At 71.0% G+C, this 17,804-nt stretch carries 18 protein-coding genes, 1 tRNA gene and 1 riboswitch; of the genes, 6 read left to right on the top strand and 13 right to left on the bottom strand.

What is annotated here, in order from left to right; genetic code table 11:
• Nucleotides 1-49: 49 nt before the first annotated feature.
• The 11 genes from VQ03_RS13730 to VQ03_RS13675 form a co-directional block, all read right to left on the bottom strand.
• Entirely contained in the window at nt 50-733 is a 684-nt protein-coding gene (locus tag VQ03_RS13730; RefSeq protein ID WP_425350069.1) for a spermidine synthase, read from the bottom strand.
• Between the two features lie 176 nt (nt 734-909).
• On the bottom strand, nt 910-1,962 hold the full coding sequence (locus VQ03_RS13725) for a chemotaxis protein CheB (protein WP_048451445.1): 1,053 nt from the start codon (nt 1,960-1,962) through the stop codon (nt 910-912).
• A 97-nt stretch (nt 1,963-2,059) separates the two neighbouring features.
• Nucleotides 2,060-3,778 carry a GMC family oxidoreductase gene (locus VQ03_RS13720; protein WP_048451444.1) on the bottom strand — a complete coding sequence of 573 codons (1,719 nt, stop codon included), beginning with the start codon at nt 3,776-3,778 and terminating at the stop codon, nt 2,060-2,062.
• Between the two features lie 7 nt (nt 3,779-3,785).
• A complete protein-coding gene (locus VQ03_RS13715) occupies nt 3,786-4,580 on the bottom strand; it encodes an ABC transporter permease (protein ID WP_048451443.1) in 795 nt (264 codons plus the stop codon).
• On the bottom strand, nt 4,580-5,449 hold the full coding sequence (locus tag VQ03_RS13710; RefSeq protein ID WP_048451442.1) for an ABC transporter permease: 870 nt from the start codon (nt 5,447-5,449) through the stop codon (nt 4,580-4,582). Before VQ03_RS13710 ends, VQ03_RS13715 begins: the two co-directional genes overlap by 1 nt.
• A 108-nt stretch (nt 5,450-5,557) precedes the next feature.
• Complete coding sequence (locus VQ03_RS13705; protein ID WP_048451441.1) at nt 5,558-6,613, bottom strand: ABC transporter substrate-binding protein; 1,056 nt, start codon at nt 6,611-6,613, stop codon at nt 5,558-5,560.
• Nucleotides 6,614-6,748: 135 nt separating this feature from the next.
• A complete protein-coding gene (locus tag VQ03_RS13700) occupies nt 6,749-8,050 on the bottom strand; it encodes an NAD(P)/FAD-dependent oxidoreductase (protein ID WP_048451440.1) in 1,302 nt (433 codons plus the stop codon).
• A 2-nt stretch (nt 8,051-8,052) separates the two neighbouring features.
• On the bottom strand, nt 8,053-8,784 hold the full coding sequence (locus tag VQ03_RS13695) for an HAD-IA family hydrolase (RefSeq protein WP_048451439.1): 732 nt from the start codon (nt 8,782-8,784) through the stop codon (nt 8,053-8,055).
• 32 nt (nt 8,785-8,816) lie between these two features.
• A complete protein-coding gene (locus tag VQ03_RS13690; RefSeq protein WP_048451438.1) occupies nt 8,817-9,941 on the bottom strand; it encodes an ABC transporter ATP-binding protein in 1,125 nt (374 codons plus the stop codon).
• A 104-nt stretch (nt 9,942-10,045) separates the two neighbouring features.
• Nucleotides 10,046-10,993, bottom strand: coding sequence for a LysR family transcriptional regulator (locus tag VQ03_RS13685; RefSeq protein ID WP_048451437.1), 948 nt, complete (start codon nt 10,991-10,993; stop codon nt 10,046-10,048).
• Nucleotides 10,994-11,634: 641 nt separating this feature from the next.
• A tRNA-Thr gene (locus tag VQ03_RS13675) sits at nt 11,635-11,710 on the bottom strand.
• A gap of 281 nt (nt 11,711-11,991) precedes the next feature.
• Between VQ03_RS13675 and VQ03_RS13670 the strand changes: the two genes are divergently transcribed.
• The 4 genes from VQ03_RS13670 (at nt 11,992) to VQ03_RS13655 (ending at nt 14,395) form a co-directional block, all read left to right on the top strand.
• The gene (locus tag VQ03_RS13670; RefSeq protein WP_048451435.1) at nt 11,992-12,474 is read left to right on the top strand and encodes a tellurite resistance TerB family protein; all 483 of its coding nucleotides are present in this window, start codon (nt 11,992-11,994) and stop codon (nt 12,472-12,474) included.
• A gap of 7 nt (nt 12,475-12,481) precedes the next feature.
• The gene (locus VQ03_RS13665; RefSeq protein ID WP_048451434.1) at nt 12,482-13,237 is read left to right on the top strand and encodes a glutamine amidotransferase; all 756 of its coding nucleotides are present in this window, start codon (nt 12,482-12,484) and stop codon (nt 13,235-13,237) included.
• A 73-nt stretch (nt 13,238-13,310) separates the two neighbouring features.
• A complete protein-coding gene (locus tag VQ03_RS13660) occupies nt 13,311-13,682 on the top strand; it encodes a CidA/LrgA family protein (RefSeq protein WP_048451433.1) in 372 nt (123 codons plus the stop codon).
• The gene (locus VQ03_RS13655; protein WP_048451432.1) at nt 13,679-14,395 is read left to right on the top strand and encodes an LrgB family protein; all 717 of its coding nucleotides are present in this window, start codon (nt 13,679-13,681) and stop codon (nt 14,393-14,395) included. The genes VQ03_RS13660 and VQ03_RS13655 overlap by 4 nt, the downstream gene beginning before the upstream one ends.
• Nucleotides 14,396-14,696: 301 nt before the next feature.
• Here the strand turns inward: VQ03_RS13655 and VQ03_RS13650 are convergent, their stop codons facing one another.
• Both VQ03_RS13650 and VQ03_RS13645 read right to left on the bottom strand, forming a co-directional pair.
• Nucleotides 14,697-15,023: an immunity 53 family protein gene (locus tag VQ03_RS13650; protein WP_048451431.1), complete on the bottom strand. Its 327-nt coding sequence runs from the start codon at nt 15,021-15,023 to the stop codon at nt 14,697-14,699.
• A gap of 84 nt (nt 15,024-15,107) precedes the next feature.
• Nucleotides 15,108-16,415: a bifunctional folylpolyglutamate synthase/dihydrofolate synthase gene (locus tag VQ03_RS13645; RefSeq protein WP_048451430.1), complete on the bottom strand. Its 1,308-nt coding sequence runs from the start codon at nt 16,413-16,415 to the stop codon at nt 15,108-15,110.
• Nucleotides 16,416-16,438: 23 nt separating this feature from the next.
• Nucleotides 16,439-16,524, bottom strand: a riboswitch (ZMP/ZTP riboswitch).
• Between the two features lie 136 nt (nt 16,525-16,660).
• On the opposite strand from VQ03_RS13645, the gene VQ03_RS13640 reads away from it, so the two are divergent.
• Together VQ03_RS13640 and VQ03_RS13635 are read left to right on the top strand one after the other, a co-directional pair.
• The gene (locus VQ03_RS13640; protein ID WP_048451429.1) at nt 16,661-17,143 is read left to right on the top strand and encodes an Lrp/AsnC family transcriptional regulator; all 483 of its coding nucleotides are present in this window, start codon (nt 16,661-16,663) and stop codon (nt 17,141-17,143) included.
• A gap of 387 nt (nt 17,144-17,530) precedes the next feature.
• A complete protein-coding gene (locus VQ03_RS13635; protein ID WP_048451428.1) occupies nt 17,531-17,794 on the top strand; it encodes a hypothetical protein in 264 nt (87 codons plus the stop codon).
• The last annotated feature ends 10 nt before the right edge of the window (nt 17,795-17,804 follow it).

Genomic DNA, 17,804 nt, shown 5'->3' with positions numbered 1-17,804 from the left:
TTTCGGGCAAGCGTTTCGGGCGAGTGCTCCGCGCGTGACGGCCGCCCCGTCACCCCCCGCTGGATGGGCGCGTCGCGAGCCAGACCACGTGCGGGGTCCGCCCGGGGCGCTCGGAGCGGATACGGTGCTCCGCGACGGACAATCCGGTGCGCTGCAGGCGGGCCTTGAATTTCCGGTCCGGGCAGCCGGACCAGACCCCGAGCAGGCCTCCCGGCCGCAGGGCCCAGCGCGCCCGCTTCAGGCCCCAGGAATCGTAGAGCCGGTTGTTCGCCCGGCTGACCAGGCCGCGCGGGCCGTTATCGACGTCGAGCAGGATGGCGTCCCAGCGTTCCGGCCCCGACTGGATCACCCGGTTGACGTCGGTCTCGCGGATCTCGACCCGCGGATCGTCGAGGCAGCCGTCGAACACGTGGGCGAGGGGGCCTCGGGCCCAGGCCACGACCGCCGGCACCAGCTCGGCGACGACCACCGTCGCGTCGGGCCCGAGTTCGGCGAGGGCCGCCCGCAGGGTGAAGCCCATGCCGAGCCCGCCGATCAGCACGCGCGGCGCCGGACGGTCGCGCAAGGCCGCGCAGGCGAGGGCCGCGAGTTCCCGCTCCGAGCCGCTGCGGTGGCTGCCCATCAGCTCCATGCCGCCGACCACGATCAGGAACTCGTCGTCGCGCCGCACCAGGCGCAGCTCGCCGCCCCCGCCGGGAATCGGGCCGGTCTCAAGCTCGGTCCAGGACGCCAGTGCCGCGCCGGGCGCGAGGGAACGCCTCATCGGTCTCTTCTTCCCTGCCGCCGAAGGGAGGGCGGCTCATCCGCCCGCTTGTCCGGGGAGGGCGGCGATGCCGCAAGAGGAATTCTCCGGGAGGGAAGTCTCGGTGCCGCGGGGAACCGGTGCCGGGCTCCCGCGGCGACCCGGCCTCACTCCTCTTGCGGGCCCCCGCCCTGTCCGCCCTCATGGCCGGACGGCTCGGGGACGGGCACCTTCAGGAGGACGGCCCTGCGGATCGTGTCGGCATAGCGGCGATACTCGGCCGCGCGCTCCTCGTACAGCGCGCCGACCGCCGACCGTCCGGCCTCGCGCCCGTCCCGCGCCATGCGCCCGACGAGTTCCGCGCGCTCCTCGATGATGCGCAGGGCCACCCGCATGGCCTCGTCGACGGCGCTCTCCTGCTCCTTGGCCAGGACCTCGGCGGAATAGGCGTGGCCGACCTGGCATCGGAACCGCAGGGGCTTGACGTCCCGGATCTGCGAGAGGACGCCGCCGCATTGCGGGCAGGAGAGGGCGGCGGGATCGGCGATGCGGCGCAGCACGTCGCTGTCGATCCGCTCGCCCGCCGCGATGTCGACTTCGAGGCGCAACTCGGGGGAGACCGGCAGGGACGGTCCGGCGGGATCGCGCACCAGGTCCGACAGGACGTCGCCGATCCGCGCGGCCGGCAGGGTGAGGTCGACCTCCAGGGCCGCGCCCGCGAGGGCCGCGAGGGCGCTGAGGGGCATCTCGTCGGCCAGCGCCTCGGCCGGATCCTGCACCAGCGCGACCCCGCCGCAGCTCTTGATCGCCGCGAGGCCGGACGCGCCGTCATTCAGGAGGCCGCTCAGGAGCACGCCGATCACCCGGGGCCCGTAGCAAGCGGCGGCCGAGCGGAACAGCGGATCGATGGAGGGCCGCGCCATGTTCTCGCGCGGGCCGCGCCCGAGCCGGATCCGCCCCTCCGCCAGGATGAGGTGGTGGTCCGGCACGCCGAGATAGATGTGGCCGGGCCGGATCGCCATGCCGTCTTCCGCGGCGTGGACCGGCAGGCGGGCCGCGGCGGCGGTCACGGTCGCGAGCAGGCCGAGGCTGCGCGCGGGGATGTGGAGCACGATGAACAGGGCCGCCGGCAGCTCGGGTGACAGGGCCCCGAGGATCGTCCTCAAGGGCGCGGTCGCCCCGGAAGAGCCGCCGATGACCACGATGTCACGATTGCCCATGCGCGAATTCCCCGGCCCACTCCGTTGGCCAACGCGTGAGACCTTCGGAGGGTGCATGCGTGGGCCGGCGGGGAGATTCGGGCCGGTCCGCCGATCGTCAGTGGAGCGTCGCCGCACCGTCCCGGCGGATCAGGTCGGCGACACGCTCGGCCATCATCACGGTCGGCACGTTGGTGTTGGCCCGGGGAATCGTGGGCATCAGGGAGGCATCGCAGACGCGGAGAGCCTCGACGCCGCGCAGGCGGGCGAACCCGTCGCAGACGCTCATCGGGTCGGCGGCGGATCCCATGCGGCAGGTGCCGGACGGGTGCCAGGTTCCGCCGACCTCGGCAGCCACGAAGGCGTCGAGCGCCCGCTCGTCGCAGAGCAGGCGGTCGAGGGTGATGCCCTGGGTCACGAGGCCGTGGATCAGCGCCTCTCGGGCCGGGCCGACGGCGTCGAGGAGCGCCGACAGAATCCCGCGCTGCACGGCCGGCCAGGGTTTTCGCGCCGCCGCCCGGGCAACCCGGGGCGAGTAGCTCGCCGGGAAGACCGGGCCGCGAACCGTCGCCAAGGCCGGATCGCGCAGGACCCGGGCGCCGCGGAGGACCGCATCCGTCAGTCGGGCGAGGTCGCGGGGGTCGGACAGCATGCGGAAATCGACCAGCGGCTCGGCGCGCGGATCGGGCGAGGCGAGGGCGACCTCGCCGCGCGAATACGACTTGTTGACCCAGAAGAAGATCCCGCCGATCCGCCTGCCGAGGCTGTGCCAGCCTGTCCGCGACAGGATCGCACCGTGCATGTCGCCCTCCGGCGTGCCGGGCAGGCCAGATGAGTAGCGCAGGATCGCCTGCTCATGGTGCTCGTGCGGGTCGCGGACCCGGCCGGCAGGGGTCAGGTAGGCTGAGACGGCGATCGAGGGATGCTCCATCAGGTTGCGGCCGATGCCCGGCCGGTCGGCGACGACCGGCAGCCCGTGCCGGCGGAGCATCGCCCCGGGTCCGACGCCGCTACGCATGAGAAGGGCCGGGCTGTGGATCGCGCCCGCCGCCACAACGACGAGGTCGGCTGGAATCGTCTCGGACGGGCCGCCGGCCAGGGGCGCCACCGTCGCGCCGACCGCCCGCCTCCCGTCGAACAGGACGCGCTCGGCGAGGAGGCCGGTGCGCAGGATCAAGTTCTCTCGCGCCCGCACCGCCGGGGTGAGATAGGCGACCGAGACCGGCACCCGCTCGCCGTCATCCGAGATCGCGGTCGTGCCGACATAGACCCCATCGCGCCAGGGCCCGTTCTGGTCGGCCCCGGCCGGGTGGCCCTGGGCCTGGAGCGCCCGCATCGTGGCGACGACGAAGGGGGAGAGCTGTCCGGGCGTGGCGCGGCGGATCGGCAGGGGTCCGTCACGGCCGTGGAGCGGCCCCTCGCAATCGCGGTCGGATTCGAGCTTGCGGAAGTAGGGCAGGCAGGATTTCCACGACCAGCCCTCGGCGCCGAGCGCGCCCCACTCGTCGTAATCGCCGGGCGCGCCGCGATTGGCCATCATGGCGTTGATCGCCGAGCCGCCGCCGAGGCGGCGCGCCTGCTCGTAAGCCCGCGGCGCCGGTGCCTCCGGGCGGTTGCCGGCGGGTGCGCCCATCCGGGCGGTCAGCGCCGGCCAGATGTTGCGCGGGTCGAGATAGGCCCGGCCCGGGTAGCGGCTGCGGATCTCCGGCGGCATCGCCGCCGCGGTCAGGTCGTCGCCCGCCTCCACCAGGGTGACGCGGAAGGACGGCTCTTCGGAGAGCCGTGCGGCCAGCACGCAGCCGGCCGAGCCGCCGCCGAGGATCAGGATCGCGGTCACGCGGCGATCATGGGTTGGCGCCGGACTTGCGGGCGCTCAGGCTCGCCAGCACCACCACCATCAGCGAGGCGGCGGTGAGGAGCGAGGAGATCGCCGCGATGGTCGGATCGATCTCGTCGCGGAGCGCCGTGAACATCCGTTTCGTCAGGGTCTGGTTCTCGCCGCCGGCGATGAAGATCGCCACCACGGTCTCGTCGAGGGCCGAGATGAAGGCGAACAGGGCGCCCGAGACCACGCTCGGGCGGATCTGCGGCAGGGTCACGGAGAGGAAGGCGCGCAGGCGGTTCATGCCGAGGCTGCGCGCCACCATCTCCTGCGCCGGGTCGAAGCCGCGCAGGCCCGCCAGCACCGAGGTGACGACGTAGGGCGTCGCCAGCATCACGTTGGCGAGCACCAGCCCCGGCAGCGTGGCCAGCAGCCCGGTCTTCGCGAAGACGAAGAACACCCCGATCGCCGTGATGACGATCGGCACCACCAGCGGCAGGAGCAGGATCACGGTCAGGCTGCGGGCGAGGCGCGACCCGCTCATGCTGAGCGCGTAGGCCGCCGCGGTCCCGATCAGGGTCGCGCCGAGCGCGGTCGCCATCGCGACTCCGAGGCTGACCCGTGCCGCCTGCATCCAGGCCGGGTTGCCGAAGAAGGCCTCGTACCAGCGCAAGGAATAGCCCGGCGGCGGGAAGGTGAGGAACCGGGCGTTCGAGAACGACATCGGCACCACGATCAGGATCGGCAGCACCAGGAACAGCAGCACCAGGGCGACGAGGGTGCCGAGGGCGAGGCGGGGGGCAAGCGAGGCCGGCATCAGCGCGCTCCCATGATGCGCTCGAGGGGAACCACCCGGGAGGCGAGCCAGAACAGGGCGGCCACGCAGGCGAGCAGCACGACCCCGATGGCGCTCGCCGCGCCCCATTGGTTGTAGATCTCGACGTTGCGGCTCACCAGCATCGACACCATGAAGGTGCGCCCGCCGCCGAGCAGCTCCGGCGTGATGTAGAAGCCGAGCGCCAGCACGAAGACCAGCACCGTGCCGGCGACGACGCCGGGCATCGACAGCGGCAGGAACACCCGCAGGAAGACGTGGAGCGGATTGCCGCCGAGGCTGGCGCCGGCCAGCATCAGGTCGCGGGGGATGCGCTGCATCGTGGCGTAGAGCGGCAGCACCATGAAGGGCAGGAGGATGTGCAGGGTGGCCAGCACCGTGCCGAACTCGTTGTTGATCAGCGCGATCGGCTGGTCGGTGAGGCCCAGTCCCTGGAGCATCCCGTTCACCAGGCCGCGGCGCTGCAGCAGCACCATCCAGGCATAGGCGCGGACCAGCACGCTGGTCCAGAACGGCAGGATCACCAGGCCGAGCACCACGACGCTCCAGCGCCGCGGCAGCGTCGCGGCCGCATAGGCGACCGGATAGCCGAGGAGCACGGCCAGCACCGTGACGGTGAGCGCGATCCGGAAGGTGAGCAGGAAGCTGCGCCAGTAGATGTCCTCGGTGAGGAAGCGCCGATAATGCTCCAGGGTGAACGCCCCGTCGGCGGTGACCGACTGCACGGCGAGCCAGGCGAGCGGCACCACGAGGAGGGCCGCGACGACCGCGAGAGCGGGGCTCAGCAGCGCGAGGACGAGGAGTTGCTCGCGCCGCTCGTGCCGCCGCAGGGCGAGGCTGGGATGGGTCATGGCGGGTGGTCCGGGACGGATCGGCGGGGCGGTAATGAGAGCGGCGAGCGGGTGCCGCCTTGAGCCCTCCCCCGCAGAGGGGGGAGGGTTCACGGCGGCGTCGCGCTCTCACTTCTTCTGCACGAAATCCGCCCAGCGCTTCAGCGCCGCATCACCCGCCTCCGAGGTCCACCACTCGGCCGAGAGCACCGCCTGCTTCTTGGCGTTGTCGGGCGCGCTCGGCAGCTTGGCGGCGAGGGATGCCGGGATGATGCCGGTATCGAAGGCGGCCGGGTTGCCGGGGCCGTACGGGATGTTGAGCGGCAGGTTGGCCTGGAGCTTCGGGTCGATCGCCTCGTTGACGAACTTCACGGCAGTGGCGAGGTTCGGGGCATTCTTGAGGATGCAGAGCGAGGTGTTCTGCAGGACGCCCTGGTTGTAGGTGTAGTCGGCATCCGCGCCGGCCTCCATCACCGCCGAGACGCGGCCGTTCCAGATCATCTCCATGTCGACCTCGCCGCCCTGGATCAGCAGGGCCGACTGGCCGCCGGAGGTCCACCAGACCGAGATATGCGGCTTGATCTCCTCGAGCTTGCGGAAGGCGCGGTCGACGTCGAGCGGGTAAAGCTTGTCGGGCGCCACGCCGTCGGCCATCAGCGCGGCCTCGAGGGTCGCGAAGGGGTGGTTGCGCAGCGCCCGGGCGCCCGGGAACTTCTTCACGTCCCAGAAATCGGCCCAGCTCTGCGGCGGGTTCTTGCCGTACTTGCTTTTATTGTAAGCCAGGACGCTCGAATAGAACTCGTAGGGCACCGAATAGTCGGTCTTGTAGGCCGCCGGGATCGCGGCGGCATTCGGGATCTTCGAAAAATCGAGCTTCTCGATCAGCCCGGCCTTGCCGCCGCGCACGCAATCCTGGGTCGGGGTGTCGACCACGTCCCAGGTCGGCTTGCCGGTCGCGCCTTGGGTGCGGATCACCGGCCAGGCATCGGGGGCGCTGTCCTGGTTGATGGTGATGCCGAGCGACTTGGCGGCCGGGTCGAGGATCGCCTTGGTCTGCGCCTGCTGGTAGGCGCCGCCCTGCGACACGAAGGTGATCCGCTCGGCGGCGAAGGCCGGGGTGGCCGTGCCGAGGAGGCAGGCCAAGACGGTGCTTCGTAGGACGGTGGTTCTGATGAGCGACGCCATCTCGACTCCTCCTCTGTGTGTGAAAGCCGTGTCCTAGAGCGTTTTCCGACGAAGCGGAGACCGGTTCGTCTCAGAAAATGCAGCAAAATCAAATATCTAGAGCACTGCCCGATTGCAGCGTGATCGGGCGGTGCTCTAGCGGCCGATCGCGTCCAGGAACTGGTACCAGCCGGCGACGAGCCGGATCACCGGCTCGCGCAAGCCGTAGAACGGCACCGGCTGGAAGCCCCCGGCGCCGAGCAAGGCCACGTCCGGGGTCTCGCCGAGGGCGAACGCGGCGGCGAGGCCGCCGAGGTGGCTCGACATCGCGACGCCGGCGCCGTTGTAGCCCATGGCGAAGCTGACCCGATCGTCGAGCCGGCCGACATGCGGCAGCGCGTCGAGCGTCATCCCGACGAGGCCCGACCAGCGATAGGCCACCGGTGTATCGGCGAGCGCCGGGAAGGTGCGCACCATCGCCCGGCGCAAGGTGGCAAACGCCGCCTCGGAATCGTCGCGCCCGAAGGCGCCGCGGCCTCCGAACACCATCCGGCCGTCGACCATGCGGAACCAGCGCATCATCCGCCGGGTCTCGACGTAGATCCGCCGGCTCGGCAGGATCGCGGCGCGCAGGTTGTCGGACAACGGCTCGGTGGCGAGGATCGCGCTGCGGAACGGGATCAGGCGGGTACGCAAGGCAGCGCCCGCCCCGGTCAGGTCGGTGTAGCCGTTCGTCGCCACGATCACCTGGCGCGCCCGCACCGAGCCGCCCGGCGTCTCGACCCGGATGCCCCCCGCCTCGCGGTGGAAGCGCAGCGCCGGGCTCGCCTCGTGGATCGCGATGCCCTTGGCCGACACCGCCTGGGCGAGGCCGCGCGCGTAGTTGAGGGGGTGCAGCCCGCCGGCCTTGGCCGACAGCACGCCGCCGACGAAATCCTGCGAGCCGGTCTCCGCCGCCACCGCCTCGCGGGACAGGACCGAGACCGACGCATCGCCCATCTCGCGGCGCATCCATTCCATGTCGGCCGCCGCCGCCGCCAGGGTGGCGGGTGTGTGGGCGCATTTGAGCTGGCCGACCCGGGCGTAGTTGGCCTGCGCGATGCCGTGCTCGGCGATCAGCCGCTCCAGGGTCTCGACCGAATCGTACGCGATGGCGTGCATGCGCTTGGCGACCGCGATCCCGTGCCGGCTCGCGATCGCCTGGAACGAGGGGCGGTACTTCGCCGAGACGACCCCGCCGTTGCGCCCGCTGGCGCCCCAGCCGATCGCGTTGGCCTCCAGCACCACGGCCCGCTCGCCGCGCTCCGCGAGGGTCAGGGCTGCCGAGAGGCCGGTATAGCCGCCGCCGACGATCGCGACGTCGGCCTGGACGTCGCGGTCGAGCGGCCCGAAGCGCCCGGCCGGCACGGCGCCGGCGGCCCAGAGCGAGGCGGCCGGAGGCTTCGGGAAGGCGTCCATGGTCAGGCCGCCTGCCGGGCGGAGGCGAAGGCCGCGTCGGCGGCGTCGGCGAGCTTCTCCAGCGTCGGGAAGTGGTAGTCGGGCTTCGTCAGCCGCTCGGGCTCGGGCGTGCCGCCGAAACCCTCGAGGCCCTGCCGGCGCTCGATCCAGCAGACGGTGTAGCCGAGGTCCCGGGCGATGCCGATGTCGTGGTACTGGCTCTGGGCGACGTGGAGTATGTCGCTCTGCTTGTAGCCGTGGGCCGATTGCCGGCCGCGGTTGAAGGCGAAGAATTGCGGGTTGGGCTTGGCGACGCCGGTATCGTCGTAGGTCACGCTGTCGTGGAACGGCACGCCGAGGGTCTGGGAGTAGAACGAGAAGGCCGAGCGGTCGGCATTGGTCATCGCGACGAGGCGGTAATGCTTGCGCAGGCGCTTCAGCGCCGCCACCGAATCCGAGAAGGCCGGCCAGCGCAGGACCGAGAGCTGGAACGCGTCGGCATCGGCGTCCGAGTTCGGGAAGCCGAACTCCTTGGCGACGTGACGGTAGACGTCGGCGAAGACCTCGCTCGAGCGCTCGTGATACAGCTCGCGGCCCTTGAGGTAGGAGGCGAAGATCGTGGCGTCGCTCAGCTCCTCCTCGCTGCGGCCCGACACGGCGCGCATCTGGTCGAGGATGCCCTTCTCGAAGTCGATCAGGGTGCCGACGACGTCGAAGGTGAGGACCTTGAAGGTATCGAGGGAGGGGACGGGCATGGGTTGTCCTTCCGTAGTCGAAGTGGGAGAGGTCAGGCGGGCTCCGCCGGGACGACGATCGTGTCCTGCGGGTGGAGGAGAGCGGTGAGGGCGCCGCCGGGAGCCGGGATGGCGAGGCGCCCGGCATGGTGGGCCGGCTGGCGCAGGGAGATCTCCGGCCCGCCATCGAGGGCGACGAACACCCGCAGGCTCTCGCCCTGGTAGACGACGTCGGTCACCCTTCCGGTCAGGCGGTTGTAGCCGTCCGGGCTCGCGTCGCCGGCGACGACCAGCTTCTCGGTCTGGATCGCCAGCAGCAGGGCCTCGCCCGCCGGCAGGGGGCGGGCGCTGCGCAGGGTGGTGGACCCGAGCGCGACGGCGTCCGCGCCGGCGCGGGTCACCGGCACCAGGGTCGATTCGCCGATGAAGCTCGCCACGAAGGCGCTCATCGGCCGGTCGTGCAGGCGCTCGGGCGTATCGACCTGGGCAAGGCGCCCGCCGCGCAGGATGGCGATGCGGTCGCTCATCGTCAGCGCCTCGCGCTGGTCGTGGGTGACGTAGATGATGGTGGCTTCGAGCTGCCGGTGCAGGCGCCGCAGCTCGATCTGCATCGTCTCGCGCAGGTGCTTGTCGAGGGCGGAGAGCGGCTCGTCCATCAGGATCAGCCGCGGCCGGAAGACGATGGCGCGGGCGAGCGCCACGCGCTGGCGCTGGCCGCCGGAGAGCTGCGAGATCGCCCGGTCCTCGTAGCCGGACAGCTCGACCATCGCGAGCGCCTCCGCCACTCGCGGGCCCCAGGACGCCTTGGGCTCGCGCCGGGCCCGCAGCGGGAAGGCGACGTTCTCGGCGACGCTCAGGTGCGGGAACAGGGCGTAGTTCTGGAACACCACGCCGATGTCGCGCTTGTGCGGCGGCAGGAACGTCACGTCGGTCGCGCCGAAATGCACGCTGCCGGAGGACGGCACGGTGAAGCCGCCGAGGATGCCGAGCAGCGTGGTCTTGCCCGAGCCCGACGGCCCGAGGAGGGACAGGAACTCGCCGGGCGCGACGTCCAGCGAGACGTCGTCGAGGGCCGTGAAGGCGCCGTAGCGACGGGTCGCGTTGCGGATCGACACCCCGACGCTGCCGCCGGCGAGCGCTCCGCCGCTCACGCCCGAAATCGATCCCGCTGCCGCCATCGTGAGGTGCCGCCTTCGCGTCCGGTGCTGCCGACGGACGGAAAGCTCACAAAAGCGGCGCTTCGGTTCAATGTCGAAAAAATTCGCGCGCTCATAACCCCAGGTTATAAGGTATCGAAGCATGCCCGGCCCAGGCCGAGCTCCGGATAGAGCCGGTCGACCTTGGCGACGTCGGCCCGCATCTCGGCGACGATCCAGTCGCGCACGGCGGCGACGGAGCGGCGCAAGGGGCGCGAGCGCAGGTGGATGAGCTGGCACATCCGCGCCGTGCGGGTGACGCGGCCGGCGGCCGGCACGAGGTCGCCGGTCGAAAGCCAGTGCGACACGACGCTGACCCAGCCGAGCGCCACGCCCTGGCCGAGGAGGGCGGCCTGCAGCACCACCGCATAGTCGGAGAAGTTGAGCGAGGCGCGCGAGCCGTTCCAGTCCGGCCCCGGATCGACCCCGCCGATCCACATCGGCGAACTGGCGGTGAGGTTCACGAAGGTGGTGCGGCTGCCTTCCGCATCCCGCTCCGCCAGGTAGGCCGGGCTGCAGACCGGCAGCATCACCTCGTTCATCAGGAACAGGGCCTCGTGGTCGAGGTCGGGCCCCTCGACGAAGCGCATGCCGAGATCGACGGCGTCGACCGGGCCGGCGAGCGCGCCGGGGATGAGCTGGAAGCGGAAATCGACCGACGGGAACGCTTCCTGCAGGGTGTTGATGCGCGGCATCAGCCAGTGGGTGGTGAAGGCCGAGGACAGGGAGAGCGTGACCGTGTCGATGCCGGTGCGGCGGATGTCGATCTCGCGGAGCGCCGCCTCGATGCCCCGGAAGCCGTCCGCCACCCGGCGGTAGAGGATGGTGCCGTCCTCGGTGAGCGCGATGCCGTCGCCTGAGCGGTCGATGAGGCGCACGCCGATATGGCGCTCGAGCTGCGCCATCGCCTTGCTGACCGCCGGCTGGGTCACGTTCAGCTCGGCCGCCGCCCGGGTGAAGCTCATGTTGCGCGCCACCGCCTCGAACACGAACAGCGCGTGGTTGGACGGGAGCATGCGTCGGAGCGGGTTCATGGTCGTCGGCTCAGGTCCTGGAGTCACGCGTCGGTCGCGACGATGCCGCCCGCCCGAGCGGATAGCTACCTCGAGTCACAGCCAGGGCAGCGAAGGCGGGATACCTTGCCGCTCCAAAGCGGGCGGCAGGCCAGGCAGGGGCAAGGTGTGCTGTTTCGCAGGTTCCGCCTGACGCAGGTCGTCGTAAAGCCGGGTGCTACCGGGTCCAAGCGGAAGAGGGATCGCGTCACGATTCTCAACGCAACAATCTTGCGGGCAGAGGCGTACGCCCTCGACGAACCGCAGGACGGACGGAAGGTCCAGGACAAGAATCTGAAGGAATGACTGGAGATGATCTGTCTGAATGTTGCTACGCCCGATCGAACGATCAAGGAAGCCCTTGCAGCCGTAGAGTCCGCCGAGGACCTATGGCCGAAGAAGGGATATAGCCCTGTTGGGCTGCTATTTCTGCTGACAGTGGCGTGGTTGTTGCGGCAGACTGGCTTAGCTGAAGAGGTGGTTCGCTGCCGCGCTGGAATGCCGAGTTCCCCGGCCGACGAACAGCTCTGATCGTGGCTGCTTACCAGATCTCTACCAGATCAAACCGCTGATAAGCACACAGCTAGTTCTCTGGAGCCTGAGTTGTTGATTAATAAGAAAAGTGGTGCCGCAAGAGGGATTCGAACCCCCGACCCCCTCATTACGAATGAGGTGCTCTACCAGCTGAGCTATTGCGGCGCCGATCGGGCCGGCTGGGCGGCGACCGATGGGCGTCGTCATACCCGGGGTGCTTCGGCTTGGCAAGGCTCTCTCGGACGTCCGGGATGCCGCGGCACTCCGCGCGGGAATCCGAAGGCGTCGGAAGGCTCCAGGCGTGGCGCGGTGCGCGGAGGGGAACGCAGGACAAGGATGCAGGGCTCGGCGCGGAGGTCCGGCGCCTGCGCCGCTTGACGCTGGGCCGTCGATTTCTGACCATAGGGCTGCCGCACAATCGAAAATTCCCCCGAAAAATCTCCCCGATGCCCCTGATCGCCCGCCTTCGCGCCTATGCCGCCGAGATGTTCGGCGCGCCCGCCTCGCCGCCCGATCCCGAGAGGGAGCGGCACCTCGCTGCCGCGGCCCTGCTCGTGCACGTGGCGCGGGTCGACGGCACGCTCGCGGCGGTGGAGCGTGATCGCCTCGCGCGGCTCCTGACCCACCGCTTCGTCCCGACCGAGGCGGGGGCGAGGGCGCTGATCGAGCGCGCCATCAGCTTCGACGACGAGACCCGCGACGTGGCCGAGCTCGTCGAAATGATCGGCCGCGACCTGTCGGAGGAGGAGCGGCGCGGGCTCCTCGGCCTCGCCTGGGCGGTCGCCGCGGCGGACGGGCAGGTGCACGAATTCGAGGACGACCTCGTCTGGCGGGTCGGCCAACTCCTCGGCTTCGACGATGCGGCGATCACCGCCACCCGGGCGGTGGCCCTGGCGGGGCTGCCGGCGCAGCACGTGCCGACCCGGTGAGGCGTCCATGGTGAGCCCGTTCGTGATGCCGGAGCCCGGGCGCAAGCCCGTGCTGCTGATCCTGCACCAGGAGCAATCCACCCCTGGGCGCCTCGGCCGGCTCTTCCAGGAACGGGGCCATCCCCTCGACATCCGCCGCCCCCGCTTCGGCGATCCGCTGCCCGAGACGATGCGGGACCACGCCGGCGCAGTCATCTTCGGCGGCCCGATGAGCGCCAATGACGGCGATGCCTTCGTGCGCCAGGAGATCGACTGGATCCAGGTCCCCCTGCGCGAGGGGCGGCCGTTCCTCGGCCTGTGCCTCGGCGCGCAGATGCTGGCGAAGTGCCTCGGCGCCACGGTCTGCGCCCATCCGGAGGGGCGGGCCGAGATCGGCTACTATCCCCTGCTGCCGACCGCGGCGGGGCGCGACTTCGCGGGCGAGATCGGCCAGCCCTGGCCGTCCCACGTCTATCACTGGCACCGCGAAGGCTTCACCTGCCCGGTCGGAGCCGACACGCTGGCCACCGGCGACGATTTCCCGACGCAGGCGATCCGGGTGGGACCGACGGCCTTCGGCCTCCAGTTCCACCCCGAGGTCACCCACGCCATGATCTGCCGCTGGACCGTGAAGGCTGCCGAGCGCTTGGGCTTGCCGGGTGCCCAGGATCGGGCGCGGCAGATCGAGGGCCGGCTGATGCATGACGGCCACGTGGTGCGCTGGCTCGACGCCTTCCTCGACCACTGGCTCGCCGGGGCGGGGAGCCCGCAAGTCTCTTCGTGATCGTCCAAGTCTCCTCGTGATCGTCCAAGTCTTCCCGTGATCGTCCAAGTCTCCCTGTGACCACCGCCGCCTCATGATCCTCAGCCTGACCCTGCTGCTGCTCTGCCAGCTTGCCGGCGAGATCCTTGCCCGTGCCTTCGCGCTGCCCGTGCCGGGGCCGGTGATCGGCATGGCCCTGCTCCTCGCGGTCCTCGTCCTGCGCGACCGGCGGCCCGGCGGGCTGCCGGCGCCGCTGACCGACGGCACGTTGGAGCGCACCGGCAAGGGGCTGCTCGCCCACCTGTCGCTGCTGTTCGTGCCGGCGGGCGTCGGGGTGATCGGCCGGCTCGACGTGCTGGCCGCCCACGGCATCGCTCTCGCCGTCGCGCTCGTGGTCTCGACGGGCTTGGCTCTCGTCGCCACCGTCTACACCTTCGCCTATGTCGCGAAACGGACCGGCCGATGACCGGGGATTTCGCCCTCTGGGTGTTCCTGTCGCGCACGCCGCTCCTGTGGCTCACCGTGACGCTCACCGCCTACGTCATCGCCGACCGGGTCTCCGCCGCCACCGGCCGCCACCCGCTGGCGAACCCGGTGCTGCACGCGATCTGGATGGTCGGCCTGGTGCTGGTGGTCACCCGCACGCCCTACGCGGTCTATTTCGAGGGCGCGCAGTTCGTGCACTTCCTGCTCGGGCCTGCCACGGTGGCGCTGGCGATCCCGCTCTACGAGCACCGCAAGACGGTGATCCGGGTGCTGGTGCCGATGCTGGCGGCCCTCGCGGTCGGCTCCACGGTCGCCCTCGTCACCGGCATCGGCACGGCGAGGCTCCTCGGCGTGCCGGACCCGATCCTGATCGCGCTCGCGCCGAAATCCGTCACCGCCAGCGTCGCCATGGGCATCACCTCGGCGCTGGGCGGCGACCCGACGCTGACCGCCGTCCTGGTGATCCTCACCGGCATCCTCGGCGCCATCATGGTGACGCCGCTCCTCGACCGCCTCGGCATCAAGGATTACCGCGCCCGCGGCTTCGCCGCGGGGCTCGCCGCCCACGGCATCGGCACGGCCCGGGCCTTCCAGGTCAGCGAGGTCGCCGGCACCTTCGCGGGCATCGCGATGGGGCTCAACGCCTTCCTCACCGCGGCGCTGGTGCCGCTGGCGCTGGCCTTCCTGCGCTAAGCGGATGTCGCAAGAGTGGCCACGGTTTCGTGGCAAACATCCGCGCCGAAAAAGAATCCGAGCTGACGAAGCGTCGGCGCACCGGCGCAAGCCTGCTCAACGTCAAAATTCTGGCTGCTTGATCAGATGAAGGATCGATGCGGATGAAAAGCGGCCCGTCCGCTGTCAAGAGGCGGGCGAGCGAGGATTGGAACGACGCAAGGACACGGACGGTCGGGTTGCGGCCGGATATCGCTCCTGATCTTTGATTTTGCCGCGTTTTCTGCGGAAAAAGCTGGGATCCGCTTCGTCGGACAATGCTCTAAGCCAAGGTCGCAACCCATCGGCGAAACACGCCCACAGCGGCCACGAGGTCGAGCGGTCCGCAGGCAACCTCGAAGGTGCCGCCCTTCACCTGAGCCACCCACCAGCTTCCAGTCAGCTGCCATTCGTCCAAGTCGCTGCTGGGTTCACCGTGCTCCACGCGCGCGAAAGCGCGACCTTCCATCGGGGTGCCGCTCAGATCGATCCTGAGCCACCAGCCCGGATTGTCGAGCGTGCCGATCGTCACGCCATGGGAGTGCTCCCAATCGCCGTCGCATTGGGCAAGATACCATCGGCTCAACCAGCTCAGGTTGTCGTCGGTCATGGCATGAAGATCGTCCAGAGAAGCGCCGTCCGCAATCAGGAACGGACCGTCTCTCGCCGGCCGATCGCGCCGGTCTTCGCGTCGTCAGACGACGCCCTGTGTCCCCGGCACCTCCGTCGCGGCGCGCAGCGCCCCGACCAGGTGGAGCGAGCCGGTCACCAGCACCCAGCCGCCCCGCTGCGCGGCGAGGCCTGCGGCGCGGGTCAGCGCCGCGTCCGGCGCCGCCACCGCCTCGGCCTCCATCCCTTCGGCGGCGGCGAGCGCCCGGAGCGCGGCCGCGGCGTGCCCGCGCCGCTCCGGCATCTCGGTCGCGATCACGCTCGCCCCGTGCCGGGCCAGCACGGCCAGGAACCCCGCCGCATCCTTGTCGCCGGCGAGCGCCACGAGGGCGATGCAGGGACCCGGGAGGCCGGGCTCGCGGGCGAGGTCGCGCAGGACCGCCGCGAGGTTGAACGGCACGTGGGCGCCGTCGAGCACCAAAGCCACCGGGCCGGCCGCGTGCCGGATCCGCCGGCGCTCGAGCCGCCCCGGCAGGCGGGCGTCAGCGCGGGCCGCCCCGTCGAGGAGGCCGGCCCGCAACGGCGCACCGTCGCGCCCGAGCGCGCCCCGCCGGCCGAGATGGTCGAGGACAAGGCCGGCCAGGCCTGCATTCTCCTCGGCGATCGAGGCGCCCGGCGGCGTCGCGGGCCGCAAGGTCGGGCAGCCGAGGGCCGCGGCACGGGCGGCCGCGACGGCCCCGGCCTCGTCCTCCGGCGCGAGGGTGGTGACGAGGGCCGCCCCGGGCTTGAGGATGCCGACCTTCTCGGCAGCAATGGCCGCGCGGGTGGCGCCCAGGATCTCTGTATGCTCGAGCGCGACGTTGGTGACGACCGCGACCTCGCCGTCCACCGCATTGGTCGAGTCGAGGCGCCCGCCGAGCCCGACCTCGATCACCGCCCAGTCGAGCCCCGCCTCGCCGAAGATCGTCAGGGCGGCGGCGGTCAGCACGTCGAACCAGGTCGCGTCGCGGCCCGCTGTGGCGTCGCGCCGGGCCGCCTCGTGGGCGTCGAGCGCGCGGGCCAGGGCCGAGGCGAGCACCGACCCCTCGACCGGGCGGCCCTGGAGGCAGACCCGCTCGGTGACGGATTCGACATGGGGCGAGGCGTAGCGCCCGACCCGCAAGCCCGCCCGGATCAGCCCGGCCTCGAGCAGCGCGCAGACCGAGCCCTTGCCCTTGGTGCCGCCGACATGGATCACCCGCAAGGGGGCCTGCGGCTCGCCGAGCCGGGCCAGCAGGTCGCGCATCGGGTCGAGCCCGACGCGCATCCCGCCCCGCGGCCGCTTCTCCCAGTCGGTCAGACGGTCGAGGCGGTCCAGGACGGCGGGCAAGGACAGGGCGTGTGCAGGACTCATGGGTCACCCGTCGGTCGGTTCGGGGAGGGTGCCCAGGCGAGCGGCGGCGGGATGTCCGCGCTCCCCGGTGGTTGGACCACCTTGAACCTCGCCAGTCACGCGGACAGCCCCCCATAAGAGAGGAGCCGGGAGCGGGCAACACCGGCGCTCCGGCCGGTTCATTGCATGCCTCACCTTGTGCCGGCCCCGGCGGGCGGCTACTCACCGGGGGCTTTCAGCCCTCGCCGCCAGGATTGCCCGCCGCCTTGCCCGCCCGTCTCGACGCCATCGACTGGGCGATCCTCCGTGAGCTGCAGGCCGACGGCTCCATCACCAACGTGGAGCTGGCGCGGCGCGTCGGCCTGTCGGCGCCGCCCTGCCTGCGCCGGGTCCGCGCGCTGGAGGAAGCCGGCATCATCCGCGGCTACCGCGCCCTGCTGGAGCCGAAGGCGCTCGGCTACGAGGTGACCTGCTTCGCCATGGTGCAGCTCGCGGCCCAGGGGCAGGCGGAGCTGGCCGCCTTCGCGGCCCGGATGCGCGACTGGCCGATGGTCCGGGAATGCTGGACCCTCTCGGGCGAGACCGACTTCCTGCTCAAATGCGTCGCGCCGAACCTCGGCGCCTTCCAGCAGCTGGTCGGCCACCTCACCGGCCTGCCCAACGTGCGCACGGTGCGCACCGCCCTTGCCCTCGACCAGATCAAGGACGAGCCGATCGCGCCCCTCGACGGGGCTGCGCCGGACGCGTGACGGCCCTGCGCTTACGCACACGTTACTGTCGAAGCCTGCCTCTCGCGCCAGTCATACCCTAAAATGGAGGGTGCGTCGGATGCCGTTCTGTGGTGTCGTGGCGCGTCTCGTGAGATATCAGCGGTGGCGTGCCGCAGGTTATCGAGACTTTAAGTTGTTATAATGGTATCATGATGCCGATCATCGGATGCGCGATCGCCGACAATATTCGAGTTGATTGACGGAGTTCCGAGACCGCCGGATGACCGAGGCCGCAGGATGACGAGACCCAACCGCCCCGATCCCGCCCTGCCCGGGCGGAGGCCGGCTCGGCACCGGAACGAGCGACGGACGGCGGAGACGCAACCGCGTCTCCTCGCCGGAGATCCTCGGCACGCGCCGGACCCGGTGAGCCTGTTCGCGATCCCGATCGGCCGCTCGACGAGCCCGCCCGACGATCCCGTGCCGGTGACGCAGACGCTCTACCGCACGCCGGATGACCGCTACGTGATCCGAACCTGCCTGCATCACGGCGCGGATCCGGCGCAGGATATCTGCGACGTGATGGTCTATGCCGACGAGGCCGCGTTGCGCGAGGCGCTCTCGGCCGGCGGCGACGGCCTCGACCAGGCGCTGCTCGCCGCCGCGGGGCTCGACCGATCCGGATCGTGATCCGATCGAG

The sequence above is a fragment of the Methylobacterium tarhaniae genome (assembly GCF_001043955.1).
In the GTDB taxonomy this organism is placed as follows: Bacteria; Pseudomonadota; Alphaproteobacteria; order Rhizobiales; family Beijerinckiaceae; genus Methylobacterium; species Methylobacterium tarhaniae.
The sequence above is the reverse complement of the archived record's forward strand: the minus strand, read 5'-3'. Positions and strand labels throughout refer to the sequence as shown.